General features: G+C 71.0%; 15 protein-coding genes and 1 pseudogene. 9 read left to right on the top strand and 7 right to left on the bottom strand.

Annotated elements, in window-relative coordinates:
- Nucleotides 1-3 precede the first annotated feature (3 nt).
- A complete protein-coding gene (locus tag ABH935_RS18030) occupies nt 4-588 on the top strand; it encodes a hypothetical protein (protein WP_370379053.1) in 585 nt (194 codons plus the stop codon).
- Nucleotides 589-622: 34 nt separating this feature from the next.
- Here the strand turns inward: ABH935_RS18030 and ABH935_RS18025 are convergent, their stop codons facing one another.
- The gene (locus tag ABH935_RS18025; protein WP_370379052.1) at nt 623-1078 is read right to left on the bottom strand and encodes a MarR family winged helix-turn-helix transcriptional regulator; all 456 of its coding nucleotides are present in this window, start codon (nt 1076-1078) and stop codon (nt 623-625) included.
- 104 nt (nt 1079-1182) lie between these two features.
- Here ABH935_RS18025 and ABH935_RS18020 point away from each other — a divergent pair, with 104 nt between their 5' ends.
- Nucleotides 1183-2649, top strand: a complete 1467-nt coding sequence (locus ABH935_RS18020; RefSeq protein WP_370379051.1) for an MFS transporter — start codon at nt 1183-1185, stop codon at nt 2647-2649.
- Nucleotides 2650-2739: 90 nt separating this feature from the next.
- On the opposite strand, the gene ABH935_RS18015 is transcribed toward ABH935_RS18020, so the two are convergent.
- From ABH935_RS18015 to ABH935_RS18005, 3 genes and pseudogenes are all read right to left on the bottom strand, one after another.
- The gene (locus ABH935_RS18015) at nt 2740-3336 is read right to left on the bottom strand and encodes a DUF4253 domain-containing protein (protein ID WP_370379050.1); all 597 of its coding nucleotides are present in this window, start codon (nt 3334-3336) and stop codon (nt 2740-2742) included.
- 18 nt (nt 3337-3354) lie between these two features.
- Nucleotides 3355-3477: pseudogene (locus ABH935_RS18010) on the bottom strand (DUF4253 domain-containing protein); the annotation flags it as partial.
- Between the two features lie 138 nt (nt 3478-3615).
- Nucleotides 3616-4341 carry an SDR family oxidoreductase gene (locus ABH935_RS18005; protein ID WP_370379049.1) on the bottom strand — a complete coding sequence of 242 codons (726 nt, stop codon included), beginning with the start codon at nt 4339-4341 and terminating at the stop codon, nt 3616-3618.
- Nucleotides 4342-4445: 104 nt separating this feature from the next.
- Between ABH935_RS18005 and ABH935_RS18000 the strand changes: the two genes are divergently transcribed.
- The 3 genes from ABH935_RS18000 (at nt 4446) to ABH935_RS17990 (ending at nt 8121) form a co-directional block, all read left to right on the top strand.
- On the top strand, nt 4446-5285 hold the full coding sequence (locus ABH935_RS18000) for a LysR family transcriptional regulator (protein WP_370379048.1): 840 nt from the start codon (nt 4446-4448) through the stop codon (nt 5283-5285).
- Nucleotides 5286-5376: 91 nt separating this feature from the next.
- Nucleotides 5377-7119, top strand: a complete 1743-nt coding sequence (locus tag ABH935_RS17995; protein ID WP_370379047.1) for an AMP-binding protein — start codon at nt 5377-5379, stop codon at nt 7117-7119.
- Nucleotides 7120-7182: 63 nt separating this feature from the next.
- Nucleotides 7183-8121, top strand: coding sequence for a cation diffusion facilitator family transporter (locus tag ABH935_RS17990; protein WP_370379046.1), 939 nt, complete (start codon nt 7183-7185; stop codon nt 8119-8121).
- 358 nt (nt 8122-8479) lie between these two features.
- Here ABH935_RS17990 and ABH935_RS17985 read toward each other — a convergent pair whose 3' ends face one another.
- The 3 genes from ABH935_RS17985 to ABH935_RS17975 form a co-directional block, all read right to left on the bottom strand.
- Entirely contained in the window at nt 8480-9127 is a 648-nt protein-coding gene (locus tag ABH935_RS17985; protein WP_370379045.1) for a hypothetical protein, read from the bottom strand.
- Nucleotides 9128-9170: 43 nt separating this feature from the next.
- Entirely contained in the window at nt 9171-10160 is a 990-nt protein-coding gene (locus tag ABH935_RS17980; protein WP_370379044.1) for a WD40 repeat domain-containing protein, read from the bottom strand.
- Nucleotides 10161-10264: 104 nt separating this feature from the next.
- Entirely contained in the window at nt 10265-10996 is a 732-nt protein-coding gene (locus ABH935_RS17975; RefSeq protein WP_370379043.1) for a hypothetical protein, read from the bottom strand.
- Between the two features lie 125 nt (nt 10997-11121).
- On the opposite strand from ABH935_RS17975, the gene ABH935_RS17970 reads away from it, so the two are divergent.
- From ABH935_RS17970 to ABH935_RS17955, 4 genes are all read left to right on the top strand, one after another.
- On the top strand, nt 11122-11979 hold the full coding sequence (locus tag ABH935_RS17970; protein WP_370379042.1) for a MaoC/PaaZ C-terminal domain-containing protein: 858 nt from the start codon (nt 11122-11124) through the stop codon (nt 11977-11979).
- A 78-nt stretch (nt 11980-12057) separates the two neighbouring features.
- Complete coding sequence (locus ABH935_RS17965) at nt 12058-13137, top strand: Zn-dependent alcohol dehydrogenase (RefSeq protein ID WP_370379041.1); 1080 nt, start codon at nt 12058-12060, stop codon at nt 13135-13137.
- A gap of 1 nt (nt 13138) precedes the next feature.
- Entirely contained in the window at nt 13139-14044 is a 906-nt protein-coding gene (locus ABH935_RS17960; protein WP_370379040.1) for a 3-oxoacyl-ACP reductase, read from the top strand.
- A gap of 45 nt (nt 14045-14089) precedes the next feature.
- Nucleotides 14090-14758, top strand: a complete 669-nt coding sequence (locus tag ABH935_RS17955) for a zinc ribbon domain-containing protein (RefSeq protein ID WP_370379039.1) — start codon at nt 14090-14092, stop codon at nt 14756-14758.
- Nucleotides 14759-14877 lie beyond the last annotated feature (119 nt).

The raw sequence follows: 14877 nt of genomic DNA, 5'->3' as shown, positions 1-14877 counted from the left end.
CGGATGATGGCGAACCCTGAGATATCCAGCACGCAGGAACCGGGCCTTGCGGCGGTTCCGGCCCAGGGAGGTCCCGCCGGCGCGGTCGAGGCCACACAGCCGGCGGACGGCGCACAGCCGGTCGAGGCCTCCGGGGCAGCCACGGTGCGTCAGGGGCGGGCTCTAGGTGACGGTGAGGCCGGCCAATCCGCCGAACCCCGCCGCCGCCCGGCTCCGACGCAGGCCTCCTACGAGGCCGAACCCGAGCGCATGCCGCTCCTGGCGCGCGTCCTGCTCGCCGACCTGGCCGTCGCGGTCGTGGCCCTGCTCGTGCTGTTCGTGATCGAGGTCCAGCGCTTCGGCGACGCCACCTTGCACCTGCGCCGCGAGGCCTGGGGCGAGGACCTGGTCGTGCTGTTCGGGGTGTCGGTCGTGTTCGGCGTGGTCACGTACCTGTTGTTCCGTGCCAGGCACCTGCGCGTGGCGGTCGTGCAGACCGTCGTGACGGCCCTGATCCTGGCCGCCGCCGTCACCTCGGCCGCGACCGGCGACCCCAAGCCGACCTCCGCCGACGTCCCGACCACCAGCACGTCGGGCAACCCGGGCTGAGGTCTGAACTCTGATCCACTGAGGCGGCGGAATCTCACTCCGCCGCCGGCACCACCCGGCGCAGCAGATCCCGCAGCGTCTTCCGCTCGCTCCCGCTCAGTCCGGCCAGCGGCTCCGCGGCGAACGTCAGCCCGCCCCACACCGCGTCGAACGACGCGCGCCCGAGTTCGGTCGCTGTGATTCTCTTCACCCTGCGGTCCTCCGGATCCGGCTCCCGCGTCACCAGCCCGCGCGCCTCCATCCGGTCCACCAGCCCGGTGATGTTCGACGGCTCACACTTCAGGTGCTCGGCCAGAAACCGCATCGGCTTCGGCCCCGACATCAGGTTGGCCAGCACGAACGCCTGCATCCGGGTCAGGTCCTGGCGCGCGGCGGCCTCGTCGTAGTTGTCGTAGAAGGCCTGCGAGGCGGCCCACAAGAGCTCCAGCACCTCCGCGGTCACGGGGTCGCGGCGGTTGTCCAGGACGGCGTGGGGTTCGGTGCTGCTCACGGAGCAACGGTATGCGGGTGCCGTCCCGTGCTCAACATCCGGGCCGGTCGTGGTTAAATACTTCACGACGTTAACTGTAAACCAGTGAAAGTGTGGAGCGCATCATGACCGACCAGGCGCGGCGATCGCGGGGAGTACTGCCCGCGCTCGTGTTGTCCGTACTGGCTTTCTCCCTCGTCCAGACCTCCGTGGTCCCGATCCTGCCGACGCTGCAGAAGGACCTGAACGTGGCGGGCAGCGGCATCACCTGGCTGATGACCGCGAACCTGCTCTCGGCCGCCGTCCTGACGCCGCTGCTGGCGCGCGTCGGCGACCTGCGCGGCCGCAAGCCGATGCTGGTGGTGGCGATCGCCGGTGTGCTGGTCGGCGGTGTCCTCGGCGGGATCGGCGGCTCCTTCGGGATGCTGCTGATAGCCCGCATCGTCGCCGGTACCGGTGGCGCGATCCTGCCGCTGGCGGTGGCCGTCGTCCGTGACGAACTGCCGCGCCAGAAGGTCACCGGCGGCGTGGCGATGGTCTCCGCGGCCCTCGGCGTCGGCTCGGGCCTGGGTCTGGTCGCCACCGGCCTGGTCGTGGAGCACTTCAGCTACCAGGCCGTGTTCTGGATGGGCGCCGTCCTGGCCGCCGTCGCCTTCGCGCTGGTGCTGGTCAAGGTCCCGCACGACCCGATCAAGGCCGAGGGCAAGGCCGACCCGCTGGGCGCGCTGCTGCTGGCCGGCTGGCTGTCGGCGCTGCTGATCGCGGTCAGCCAGGGCAACGACTGGGGTTGGGGCTCCACCCGGACCATGGGCCTGTTCGCGGCCGCCGCGGTGCTGCTGGTGGTCTGGGTCGTGGTCGAGCGCCGCGTGGCCTCCCCGCTGGTGGACATCTCGATGCTGGCCAAGCCCGCGATCGCGGTCACCAACACCGCCGGCGTCCTGGTCGGCTTCGCGATGTACGGGTCGTTCCTGCTGATGAGCGACTTCACGCAGACCCCGAAGGCCGTCGGCTACGGCTTCGGCGCCACGGTCCTGGCCTCCGGCTGGATGCTGTTCCCCTCCGCGGTCGGCTCCTTCGCCGCCGCCCCGGTCGGCGCCGCGCTGATCAAGCGCAGCGGCCCGCGCCTGCCCCTGGTGCTCGGCGGCGCGTTCGCCGCGGCGGGCCTGGGCCTGCTGGTCTTCGTGCACAGCTCCAGCTGGCACGTGGTGGTCGCCTCCGGCGTGATGGGCGTCGGCGTGGGCATGGCGTACGCGGCCATGCCGGCCTATATCAACGCCTCGGTCCCGGTGCAGCAGTCCGGGATCGCCAACGGCATGAACGCGGTGCTGCGCACCGTCGGCGGCGCGGTCGGCACGGCGGTGATCGGCGCGGTGCTGACCGGCAACATGAAGCAGGTCGCCCCCGGCGTGAAGCTGCCGACCATCGACGCCTACACCCACGCGTTCCTGATCGCCTCGGCGCTGGCGCTGGTCGCCGCGGTGGTGCCGTTCCTGGTGAAGACGCCTCGGATGTCGGCGATGACGACGCCGGACACGATCGACGCTGAGGCTGACGGTGTGGAGCCGAAGGCTATGGCCGGTGTGAACGCCTGAGGCCTGCTGAACGCCTGAGGTTCATCGAAGGTCCGAAGGGCCGGGGCCGGGGTCGGAGAAATCCGGCGCCGGCCATTTGATTTGCTCCCGTCACTCCCACTGGAAACCCCATAAGGTTCCAGTGCTTGGGAGCCCGACGCCGGGGCAGTAGCCGACCTGTTCCCGCGCCACCGTCGCGGTCAGCTTAGGGTCCGTCGGCGGACGCGGCACGCGCAGCTCGATCCGGTCCCGGGTCACCGTCAGCAGCTCGGCGCCGAAGCGGCGGCGCCAGTCGGCCAGCACCGCGGTGTGTTCGACCCCTGACGTTCCCGGCGCTCCGTCCCAGTCGAGCAGGCCGGGCACCTCCACCCCGCCGTACTCGGCCGGGAGCAGGCCGATGGTCGTCGTCAGCGCCGCGGCCGACACCTGGTCGGCCCGGGGCTCGCCGTGGAAAGTGGGGACATCCCCACTTGCGAAGATCTCGGCGGCGCCGCGATGACGCTCCCGCTTCTCCGAGGACAGCGGCAGCTTGTCCAGGACCGTCGGTTCCTCCGGATCCACCAAGAACGGCCACAGCCCGGTTGTGGCGTGCGCGTCGCGCAGGACGCGCCACGTCTCCAGCGCCGTCCCCGCCGCCACGGTCACGGCCCGAACCTCGGTGCCGTCCGCGAGCGTGCCCTTCACCACCGACGTGCCCATCAGGTCCATGATGGGCACCCTAAAGCCTCAGTCCCACCAGAAGTACCAGTGGTGGGTGTGAACTTGCTCCTGGGCCAGTGCGGCCAGGGTCTCGACGCCCTGGTCGACGATGTCCACGCAGTAGTGGTACTGCGCCAGCGCGACTGCTTCGACCTCCGCGCGCCCCGTCCCACCGCAGCAGGCGCGGCATGTCCCAGCCGGCGGGCCGAGTCCGACAGATCCGTTATGGGGAAACGACTATGGGAGCCGGTGTTAGCACTAGCAGTAGCACGGCATGGCCCGGCCCGGCTACCAGGGCACCACTCCGTCGGCGTCGAACAAACCGCCGCTGGGGCCGTCGTCCGGGAGCGTCGCCAGCTGGATCGAGGCTGCCGCGCCCTGCGCCGGGGTGAGTGTGCCCTGGAAGCCGTTCAGGTCCGTGGCCACGTAGCCGGGGCATGCGAGGTTGATCAGGATGCCGGTGCCCTCCAGCTCCTTGGCGTACTGGATCGTGACAGCGTTCAGATACGTCTTCGTCGGGGTGTAGCCGCCGCTGATGCCGCCACGGTTCAGCTCCGGCGTGGTCTGGAACGTCAGCGACGCGACGTGGCTGGACTGGTTGACGATGCGCGGGTGCGCGGAGCGGCGCAGGAGCGGCAGCATCGCGTTGGTGACCCGGACGACGCCGACGACGTTGGTGTCGACCATCCGCAGCAGTACCTGCGGATCCAGAGCCGTCGGGACGTCCGGCCAGCCCTCGGCGATGCCGGCGTTGTTGACCAGCACGTCCAGGCGTCCCGCGCGTTCTTCGATCAGCCGCGCCGCGGCGGCCACGCTCTCGTCGTCGGTCACGTCCAGCGGCACGCCGAACGCGTCGGCTCCCGCCGCGCGCAGCTTCGCGACCGCCTCGTCGCGGCGCTGCTCGTCCCGGGCTCCGATGCCGACGCTCCAGCCCAACGCGCCCAGGCCTGCCGCGATCTCGTATCCGATGCCTTTGTTCGCGCCGGTGACCAGCGCGATCGTCTTCTCGCTCATGACTGGAAGTCTTGTCCGAACCGCCACGCGGACCAACACCGACTCGGCACCGCAGCCATGACCGCGCGGCATCGGTGCAGGCTCCACCGCGTTACCGTGGACGCATGGAGATTCGCGAGTTGCAGTACTTCGTCGCCGTCGCCGAGGAACTGCACTTCGGGAAGGCCGCCGAGCGGCTGGACATCGCGCAGCCGGCGCTGTCCCGCTCCATCGCGCAGCTCGAACGGCGGCTGGACGTCACGCTGCTGGAGCGGACCAGCCGCAAGGTCGCGCTGACCGAGGCCGGGGGCGTGCTGTTGGCCGAGGCGCGCTCGATTCTCAGCGCGGTGGCCGCTGCGGAGCGGCGGACACAGGAGGCGGCCCAGAAGAGTCCTCGGGTCGTGCTCGCGGTCAAGACCGGGACGGCCGGGGATTTGCTGGCGAAGGTGCTCGACGCTTACCGCGCGGAGCCCGACGCCGCCGAGGTGGAGCTGTTGCTGTGCGAGGCGCACCAGCATCAGCGGCTGCTGCTCAGCGGCCAGGCCGATGTGGCATTGCTGCATCTGCCCTTCGACCCGGCCGACGGGCTCGACACCGAGGTGCTGTTCACCGAGCGGCAGGTGGCGGTCCTGCCGACGTCGCATCCGCTGGCCGGGCGTGCGCAGGTCCGGAGCGCGGAAGTCGCCGGGCTGCCGGATCTGCCGATGGCGCGCTGGTCCAGGCCGGACGGCAGCTATCCGGACGGGCCCGGGCCCGAGGTGCACAATCTGGGGCAGATCTTCCAGCTGATCGCGCTCGGCCGGGCCACGGTGGTGGTGCCCGAGTCGGCCGCAGTCGATCTGCGGCGGGATCTGGTCACGGTGCCGGTGGTGGACGCCGCGCCGGTGACCACGGTGATCGCGTGGCCGGCGCAGAGCCGGCAGCGTGCGGTGGCTGATTTGGTGCGGGTGGCCACGCGGGTGTGATCGCGTGATTCGGGCGACGCCGGTGTGTCGGTGATTCGGGCTGCCGCGATGACCCTGGAAGTCTCATGCGCCAGTCCCTACCCTGCGCGGCATGACCGGACGCTGGAACACCTCCGTGGCCGAGCTCTTCACCGCCCGCGCCGGTGACCACGCCACCGCGCTGACCTGGACCGGACCGGACGGCGGGGTGCGAGGCGTGTCCTGGGACGAGCATGTGCGGCGCAGTGCGGCGCGCGCCGCGTGGCTGGCCGAGCGGCTGCCGGCGGCGGGGGCCGGGGTGCAGGCACGGGCAGGGACGGGGGCGGGGGAGGCGCAGGGGCAGGGGCTGGGGCATGTCGGGGTGCTGATGGAGAACGTGCCGGAGTTCTCCTACCTCCTCGGCGCGGCGGCGCTCGGCGGGTTCACGCTGGTCGGGCTGAATCCGACGCGCGGCGCGGCCGAGGTGGTGCGGGACGCGCGGCACACGGACTGCGCGTTGATCATCACCGAGTCCCGGTTTGCGGACCTGGTGCGCGACTGCGGTGTTCCGGTGGTGGACGTCGACTCGGCGGAAGACTGGTCTTCGTTGCTGCACAAGGGTTTCAGCGCTTGGTCCTACCTCCAGTACGAGGACCGGGATAAGAACCGGGATGAAGACACGGCGAGCGTCTCCGATCTCCCCTTCATGCTCATCATGACCTCCGGCACGACCTCCGCCCCGAAGGCCGTGGTCTGCTCGCAGGGCAAGCTCGCGTCCCAGGGCTCCAGCCTGGCCGCGCAGCGCGGGCTCACCAAGGACGACGTCCTGTACTGCGCGATGCCGCTGTTCCACAGCAACGCCGTCATCGCCGCGTGGGTCCCGGCGGTGGCCACCGGCGCGACGCTGGCTTTGCGCCGTCGCTTCTCCGCTTCGGGCTTCTTGCCAGACGTGCGGAGCTTCGGCGCCACGTATGCGAACTACGTCGGCAAGCCGCTCGCGTACATCCTGGCCACTCCTGAGAAGCCCGACGACGGCGACAACACCCTGCGTCAGGTGTTCGGCAACGAGGCGGCGCCGGCCGACGTGCAGCGGTTCGCCAAGCGCTTCGGCTGCCTGGTGACCGACGCCTTCGGCTCGACGGAGGGCGGGATCTCGTTCTACCGGCTGCCGTCCACGCCGCCGTTGGCGCTCGGCGTGCCGATCGGGGACGTGCGGATCGTCGATGCCGAGACCGGCGCCGAGTGTCCGGTCGGTGAGGTCGGGGAGATGGTGAACTTCGCCGGGGCCGGGGCGTTCGAGGGCTACTACAAGCACCGCGAGGCCGACGAGGCCAAGCTGCGCGACGGCCACTTCTGGTCCGGTGACCTGGCGTATCGGGACGCTGAGGGGAACTTCTTCTTCGCCGGCCGGTCCGGGGACTGGATCCGGGTCGGCGGGGAGAACTTCGCGTCCGGGCCGATCGCGCGGGCCGTGGAGGAGTGGGAGGGGGCGGTCGCGGCGGCGGCGTACGGGGTGCCGGACGTCGCGGCGGGGGATCAGGTGATGGTCGCGTTGGAGCCTAGCGGCGGGGTCGCGGGGGTCGGGGAAGTCGGAAGTTTCGAGGCGTTCGATCCGGCCGAGTTCGAGGCCTACCTGGGTTCCCATTCGGAGCTGCCGAAATTGTGGTGGCCGCGGTATGTGCGCCTCGTGGCCTCGATGCCGAGGACGGCCACGAACAAGATCGTGGTCCGCGGATTGGTGGAAGAGGCCTGGTGTACGCCGGATCCGGTGTATCTGCGGGAGGCCGGCCGGTACCGCCGGATGACCGATGCCGACCGTGCCGACCTGGCCCGGGAGTTCGCCGAGCACGGCCGTACCCCGCCCCGCGGGAGGTAGATCGTTGTTACTCTGCTTCCTTTCGGGCCCGGGGATTCGCGAAGGAGTAGGTGAGTCGCGCGCATGAGCGCAGAAGGCAGTACCAAGGCGGTTGTGGCGGCGTTGGGCGCCAACATGGGGATCGCCGTGTCGAAGTTCGTGGCCTACGCCTTCACCGGTTCGGCGTCGATGCTCGCCGAGGGCGTGCACTCGGTCGCCGACTCCGGCAACCAGGTGCTGCTGCTGATCGGCGGCAAGCAGGCGCGCAAGAAGGCCGACACCGAGCATCCGTTCGGGTACGGCCGCGAACGGTTCGTGTACGCGTTCATCGTCTCGGTGGTGCTGTTCAGCGTCGGCGGACTGTTCGCCCTGTACGAGGGCTGGCACAAGATCACGCACCCGGAGAAGGTGGAGAGCTGGTACTGGGCGGTCGGGGTGCTGCTGTTCGCGATCGTGATGGAGGGCATGTCCTTCCGCACGGCCGTGCGCGAGTCCAACCACCTGCGCGAGGGCGCCAGCTGGGTCGGCTTCATCCGCCGCGCCACCACCCCGGAGCTGCCGGTGGTGCTGCTGGAGGACTCCGGTGCCCTGCTCGGGCTGTGCTTCGCGCTGTTCGGCGTCGGCATGTCGGTGGCCACCGGCAACGGCCGCTGGGACGGCGTCGGCACGCTGGCGATCGGCGTGCTGCTGGTGTGCATCGCGGTGGTGCTGGCGGTGGAGATGAAGAGCCTGCTGGTCGGTGAGGGCGCCGGACGTCACGACGTGGCCGCGATCCGCGCCGCGGCGGTCGACGGCGACACCGTGACCGACGTGATCCACCTGCGCACGATGTACCTGGGGCCGGAGGAGCTGCTGGTCGCGATGAAGATCGCGGTGCAGCACGACGACACGGCGGCCGAGGTCGCGAAGGCGATCGACGCGGCCGAGCTGCGGATCCGGGACGCGGTGCCGGAGGCGCGGCTGATTTATCTGGAGCCTGATGTGCGGCGGCCGGGGCCTTTGCCGGCGCCTACGACGGGGTGAGGCTGGCGGCGATGGGCTCGGCCGCGGTGCTAGGGCTGGGCCCGGATGCGGCGCTGCGGGGCTGCGGGGCTGGCTGTGGCGGGGAGCGCTGTAGCCAGCGCTCGGCCACCGCGGCGCGGGCCCGGGCCACCGCCGCCAGCGCGTCCCGGGCCTGCGGCAGGAGCGGCCGGTGCGGCTGCTCGGGCTGTGGCGCAGACGGCGGGCTCGGCTGCGGTGCGAGCGTGGGTTCCGGATGCGGCCGCGGAGCCTGATGCGAGGCGGCTGGCTGCGCCGGCAGCGCGGGTTGAGGCTGCGGGGGGCTGAACTTCTGGCGGCTGGCGGCTCGGCCGTGCGGCGGCTGTTCGTACGGCTGTCGCGGTCAGGACTCGCGCGGCGCGGCGTACCACCGCCAGCGGCCGGTGATCCGCGCGTGTCCGGGGATGTCGCCGCGTCCCGTGGCCCACAACAGCGTGGGCCAGCGTGCGGTGTCGGTCGGCGCCTCGGGGAAGAGGCGGTGCAGGACCCTGTCGCACAGGTCCTCCGGCGGGGTCCAGGCGATGCCGAGTCCGGCGGCGACGTCGTGCATGTGCACCACGACCTCGACGATGCCCATCGCGGCGAAGCCCTCGGGGTCGGCCAGGCCCATCACGTGGTGGGCCCGGGTCTCCGGCGGTGACGTCGCCACCAGCGCGGACAGGAACGCGCCGCAGGCCTCGAACATCTCGATGAGGCCGGCGTTCCCGGCTTCGGGGTCGGCGAAGGTGGTGACCGCCGGGCCGGCTTCGTGGGTGCGCTGCCAAGCGAACGGCACGTGCCGGTCCTGCGGCGGCTTGCGGGGCCCGAGCTGCGCGGCGTAGGCGAACAGGTCGTCGGCCATGTGCTCGACGGTCTCCCAGCAGTCCCAGCCCAGGGTGCCGGCCGGGACGTGCCAGTCCCGGTCGACCGCGGTCAGCAGGGCGTCGGCGGCTAGGGCGACGGACAGGGTGACGTCGTGCGCGGTGACCGGCTGCGCGGCTGCGTTGTTCACTCCTTGAGACTAACGTGGCCCGCCCACAAGCGAACCGACCGCCTCACCCCGCCGAAAGCGCCGCCACACCCCGGTCGTACCCCACCAGCAGCCGCCCGTCCGGCGTCGCCGTCAGCGCCTGCACCTGCGCCGGGAACATCAGCTCTGCCCCCACCTGCCGGCCGGTGCCCAAGTCCCACACGCGTACCGTCTGGTCCCAGCTCCCCGAGACCGCGACCGGGCGGCCGTCCAGCAGCGTGGTCGTCACCGTCTCCACGCCGGCGGTGTGGCCGGTGAGCGGGGCGCCGAGCGCGGTGCCGGCGGCCAGGTCCCACACGCGCAGCGTCGAGTCGTCGCTGCTGGTCACCGCGACGGCGCGGCCGTCCAAGACCGTGGTCGCCACGGCCCAGATCGCGTCCGTGTGGCCGGCCAGCGGGGTGCCGAGTTGGCGGTGCGTCGTCAGGTCCCAGACCCGCAGCGTCGCGTCGTTGCCGGCGGTCACCGCGATCGGGCGGCCGTCCAGGACCGTCGTAGCCACCGCGCACGCCGCCTCGGTGTGCCCGGCCAGCGGGCTGCCGATCGGGCGGCGGGTTGTCAGGTCCCAGACCTGCACCGTCGGCTCGGCCAGGCCCAGGGCGCTGCCGGTGCAGGTGATGGCTACGGGCCGGCCGTCGACGGTCGTGGTGGCGATCGCCTCGACCTTGTCCTCGAAGCCGCGCAGCGGCTCCCCGGACGGCTTGCCCGCGGCCAGGTCCCACACCCGCACCGTCATGTCGGTGCCGCTGGTCAGCGCCAGCGCGCGCCCGTCCAGCACGGTCGTGGTCAGCGCCGTGCCCCAGTGCCCCGTGACCGGCTCCCCGAGCGATTCGCCGGTGCCGGCGTCCCACGCCCGCACCGCCTGGTCCGAACCCCCGCTGAGCGCGACGAGCCGCCCGTCCACCTCGGCCGTCGCCATGGCCACGACCCAGTCCCAGTGCCCGGTGGGCGACTCGCCGTCGGTGGACCAGTCCGTCCGCCACCGGGTCGTCGGTGCATCCAGGAGATCGTGAAGCATGGGCGGCACGCTACCGGGGCCGGGCTCCATTGCTGTCGGATTTTACTCAAACAGAAGTATCAAATTACGTACTTTTACGCAGGCTGAGGTTGCTGGCAAGGCCTTTACTCGGTAGTCCCGTGCCCCATCCTGCCGTTCGCCGGTATGACGAACACGCCCGTGGCCTCGGCCGTCAGCCGTCCGTCGGCGTAGCAGCGGCCCCAGCCGTGGATCTTGCGCCCCTCGCGGTGCGAGAATCCGGCCTCGTAGGTGATCTTCGTGTACAGGGGCGTGGCGCGCCGCAGCGTGATCGTCAACGTCCCCGTATATCCGAACGCCCCCGACGCCCCCTGCGCGCAGCCCAAGATCTCGTCGAAGCACGCCGCCACCCACGCCCCGTGCACGCGCCCCGCCGGCCCCTCGTACGGCGCCGTGAAGTACGCCTCGCCGCGGATCACCTCGCCGTCGGCCCACATGCGCATCGGCGGCGCCAGCGGGTTGCCACGGCCGTTGATGGTCGAGCGTTCGACCAGAAGGGTGTCGTGGCGGCGGGCCTGGCTGGCGTTCACGCCCTCGACGGCGATGTCGGTGCGCGGGATCCGGGGCAGGGCGCCGATGCGGTCGGCGAGGGCCTCGGCTTCGGCCGCCAGGGCCATGAACCGCGCCGCGCGGTCGGTGTCGCCCGCGACTTCGGAGTGGTAGCCGGCATCGCCGCTGTCGAGCTGGAAAGCCGCGTCCACCAACCGCCGCACCTGCTCCACCAGCCGGTGCTTCGCCACCCGGGCCGCCGACAGGTTCGCCTCGTCCTCGTCCAGCCAGGCGCGCCTGATATCGCCCTTGGAAACAGCTTCGGTCATGCGGAGTCTCTCCCCATCCGTCCGTGGACCCGGCCATTGCATCCGACAGTAACGTGTTCTAGTTTGCCCGGGACAGTACTCGATCAGCCCGAACCGGCTCGACCGAAGACCGAAGGGACTGGCGCATGCCCATCGACCCCGAGAAGGCCCTGGCCGCCCCGGCAACCAGCATCGAGCTGGCCTGGACCCCGAAGGACGTCCAGCTCTACCACCTGGGCCTGGGTGCGGGGGTGCCGGCGACCGACGCGGCGGAGCTGGCCTACGTCTACGAGAAGGGCCTCAAGGTCCTGCCGACCTTCGCGGTGGTGGCCGGCGGGGCGCTCGGCTTCTCGCTGTTCGCCAACCCGGGCATCGACATCCAGCTGGTCAACGTGCTGCACGGCGGCCAGTCGATCACCGTGCACCGCGCCATCCCGGCCTCCGGGCAGGCCACCGCGACCGCGCGCGTCACCGACGTCTGGGACAAGGGCAAGGCGGCCGTGATCCGCACCGAGAGCGTGATCGCCGACGCTGACGGCCCCATCTGGACCAACCACTCGCAGATCTTCGTCCGCGGCGAGGGCGGCTTCGGCGGCGAGCGCGGCCCCTCGACCGTGGACACCACGCCCGAGCGCGAGCCGGACCACGTCGTCGAGATCAAGACCCTGGAGCAGCTGGCGCTCATCTACCGCCTGTCCGGCGACTGGAATCCGCTGCACGCCGACCCGGAGTTCGCCGCGATGGCCGGCTTCGACCGCCCGATTCTGCACGGCCTGTGCTCCTACGGCATCACCTGCAAGGCCGTCGTCGACACGGTCCTGGGCGGCGACGTGACACGCGTGACGGAGTACTCCACGCGCTTCGCCGGGATCTTCTTCCCCGGCGAGACCATGCGCGTGAAGATGTGGGACGACGGCGCGGGCCGCGTGGACGTCGTGTCCACCTCCGCCGAGCGCGAGGACGCCGTGGTGCTGGCCAATACCGTGCTGACCTACAAGGCCTAGTTCCTGCTCCCGTCCTCCTCCCGGAGGTAGACACAGGCCGAAAAAGCTATACAGACAAAGCAAAGACAGGAACCCCTCATGCGCGCAGCAGTCCTGTTCGAGATCGGCAGCCAGACCCTCGACGTCCGCGACGACGTCACCCTCGCCGACCCCGGCCCCGGCGAGGTGCGGATCCGGATCCACGCCACCGGCGTGTGCCACTCGGACCTGTCGGCGATGACCGGAGTGCTGCCGCAGCCCGCGCCCTTCGTGCCCGGCCACGAGGGCGCCGGGGAGGTGGTCGCGGTCGGCGCCGGCGTGGACAAGGTGGCCGTCGGCGACCACGTCATCGTGTGCTGGAACCCGCCGTGCGGCGACTGCTCCTTCTGCCGCGGCGGCCAGGGCAACCTGTGCGTGAACATCTTCTTCGGCATGACCATGACTCCGCACTTCAAGGTGGACGGCGCCGACGTCTACGGCTTCGCCGGCAACGGCACCTTCGCCGAGGAGATGGTGGTGCCGTGGCAGTGTGCGGTGAAGATCCCGGACGACGTGCCGTATGAGATCGCGGCGCTGATCGGCTGCGGTGTCACCACCGGCGTGGGAGCGGTGATCAACACCGCCGAGGTCCAGCCCGGCTCCTCGGTCGCGGTGATCGGCGCTGGCGGCGTCGGAATCAGCGTGATCCAGGGCGCGCGCATCGCCGGGGCGGCTGAGATCGTCGCCATCGACCCGGTCGAGGCCAAGCACGAGGTCGCACTCCGCTTCGGCGCCACCAGGGCCGTCAAGCCCGAGGACGCCGACGCCGCCAAGGCCGAGGTGACCGGCCGGGCCGGCTTCGACTACGTCTTCGAGGTGGTCGGCCGCTCCGAGCTTGTGAAGCAGGCCTACGCCCTGACCCGCCGCGGCGGCACCGTCACCGTCGTCGGCGCCGGCAAGAACGACGACAACGTCGACTTCAATATGTTCCAACTCTTCTTCGACAACAAGAAGATCCTCGGCTCCTACTACGGCGGCGCAGATCCGCGCCGGGAGTACGGCCGACTGATCGCGCTGTGGCGCGCCGGCCGGCTGGACCTGGAGGGCATGATCAGCGCCCGGCTCAAGCTCGACGACATCAACCAAGCCCTGGAACTGCTGCGCACCGGCGCGGCGATCCGGACGATCATCGAGGTCTGACATGACGACATCCCTCACGGACCGCGCCGCGATCGTCACCGGCGCGGGCCGCGGACTCGGCCGTGCCGAAGCGCTGGAGCTGGCCCGGCAGGGCGCCGCGGTCGTGGTGAACGACCACGATCCGGCCATCGCCGAGCAGACCGCCGCCGACATCGTCAAGGCCGGCGGCCAGGCCGTCGCCTCCGCCGGCGACGTCTCGGACTTCGACTACGCCGAATCCCTGACCCGGCTCGCGATCGAGCAGTTCGGCACCCTGGACATCCTGGTCAACAACGCCGGGATCCTGCGCGACCGCATGGTGTTCTCGATGTCCGAGCAGGAATGGGACGACGTCCTGCGCGTGCACGCCAAGGGCCACTTCGCCCTGACCCGCCACGCCACGGCGCACTGGCGCGAGAAGTCGAAGGCCGCCGGCGCACCGGTCTACGGACGTATCGTCAACACCTCCTCCGAGGCCTTCCTCGCCGGCGCCGCCGGCCAGGCCAACTACGCCGCGGCCAAAGCCGCGATCGTCGGCCTGACCACCGCCACCGCCAACGGCTGCGCGCGCTACGGCGTCCGGGCCAACGCGATCTGCCCGCGGGCCCGCACCAAGATGACCGAGGACGTCTTCGCAGGCTTCGAAGCCCCGGCCGAGGGCATGGACCCGCTGGCCGTCGAGCACGTCGCCCCGCTGGTCGCCTACCTCGCCTCCCCGGCCGCCGACAAGGTCAACGGCCAGGTGTTCGTCGTGCACGGCGGCATGGTGGTGCTGATGCAGCGTCCGGTGGTCGAGGAACGCTGGGACTCCACGCAGGAGACGTTCACCGTCGGAGAGCTCGAAACCGTGCTCAGCCCCTACTTCGAGGCCAAGAAACCCGGCGAGAACTTCAGTGCGGCAGACGTGTTGTCGCTCCGTCGGCGTTGAGCTTTATCCTGTGCCCCTAGGCCTTATCAATAGGGGGTTCGGGCAATGGCCGACGAGAACACTTTTTGGTTCAGCAACAACCACCGCGACTACTCCAACCAGTACGGCAACGACGCCGGATTCGAGTTCGAGTTCTACTGCCAGCGGTGCAGCGACACCTGGCGCAGCGGCTTCGAGCCGTACCGGGCGGCGCGCGCCGCCGGCTGGATCCGCCGGGCGTCGAACATGGCGCACGGCGCCGCCTCGACGATCGGCTGGGACGTCGCCGAGGGGGTCGACGGCCTGGTGCAGAGCGGCTGGCACAAGGCGCGCGACGCCTCGTTCAAGGAGGCGATCGCCGCCGCCGAGAAGCACTTCAACCGCTGCGGGCGCTGCACGTCCTACGTCTGCGCGCGCTGCTGGAGCCCGGAGCGGGGACTGTGCACGAACTGCGCCCCGGACCTGGCCGCCGAGGTCGAGTCCGCGCGCAGTCACGGCATGGTCGACGCCGCGACGATGAAGGCCCGCGAGTTCGGCGCCGGGCTGGCCGCCGAGGTGGACGTCTCCACGCAGAAGCAGCTGGTGTGCCTGTCCTGCGGGCACGAGACGCACGGCGCGAAGTTCTGCCCGGACTGCGGTGCGAAGCAGAACGCGGATCCGGGGACGTGCGGCGGGTGCGGGTCGCAGGTGGTGCTGGGGGCGAAGTTCTGCCCTGAGTGCGGCAAGCCGCAGTAGGACGCAAGCCGCCGTAGGCGGTAGTCAGTAAGGAATCAGGCGGCGCGGCAGCGGCGGCCGATGGGGCGGGGAACCCTACGGCTCAGCCGGTGCCGCGCCTGCTGTCTGTACCGATGACT

Source organism: Catenulispora sp. GAS73 (genome assembly GCF_041262085.1).
Lineage (GTDB): Bacteria > Actinomycetota > Actinomycetes > Streptomycetales > Catenulisporaceae > Catenulispora.
This window is presented reverse-complemented; position numbering and strand designations above follow the sequence as displayed.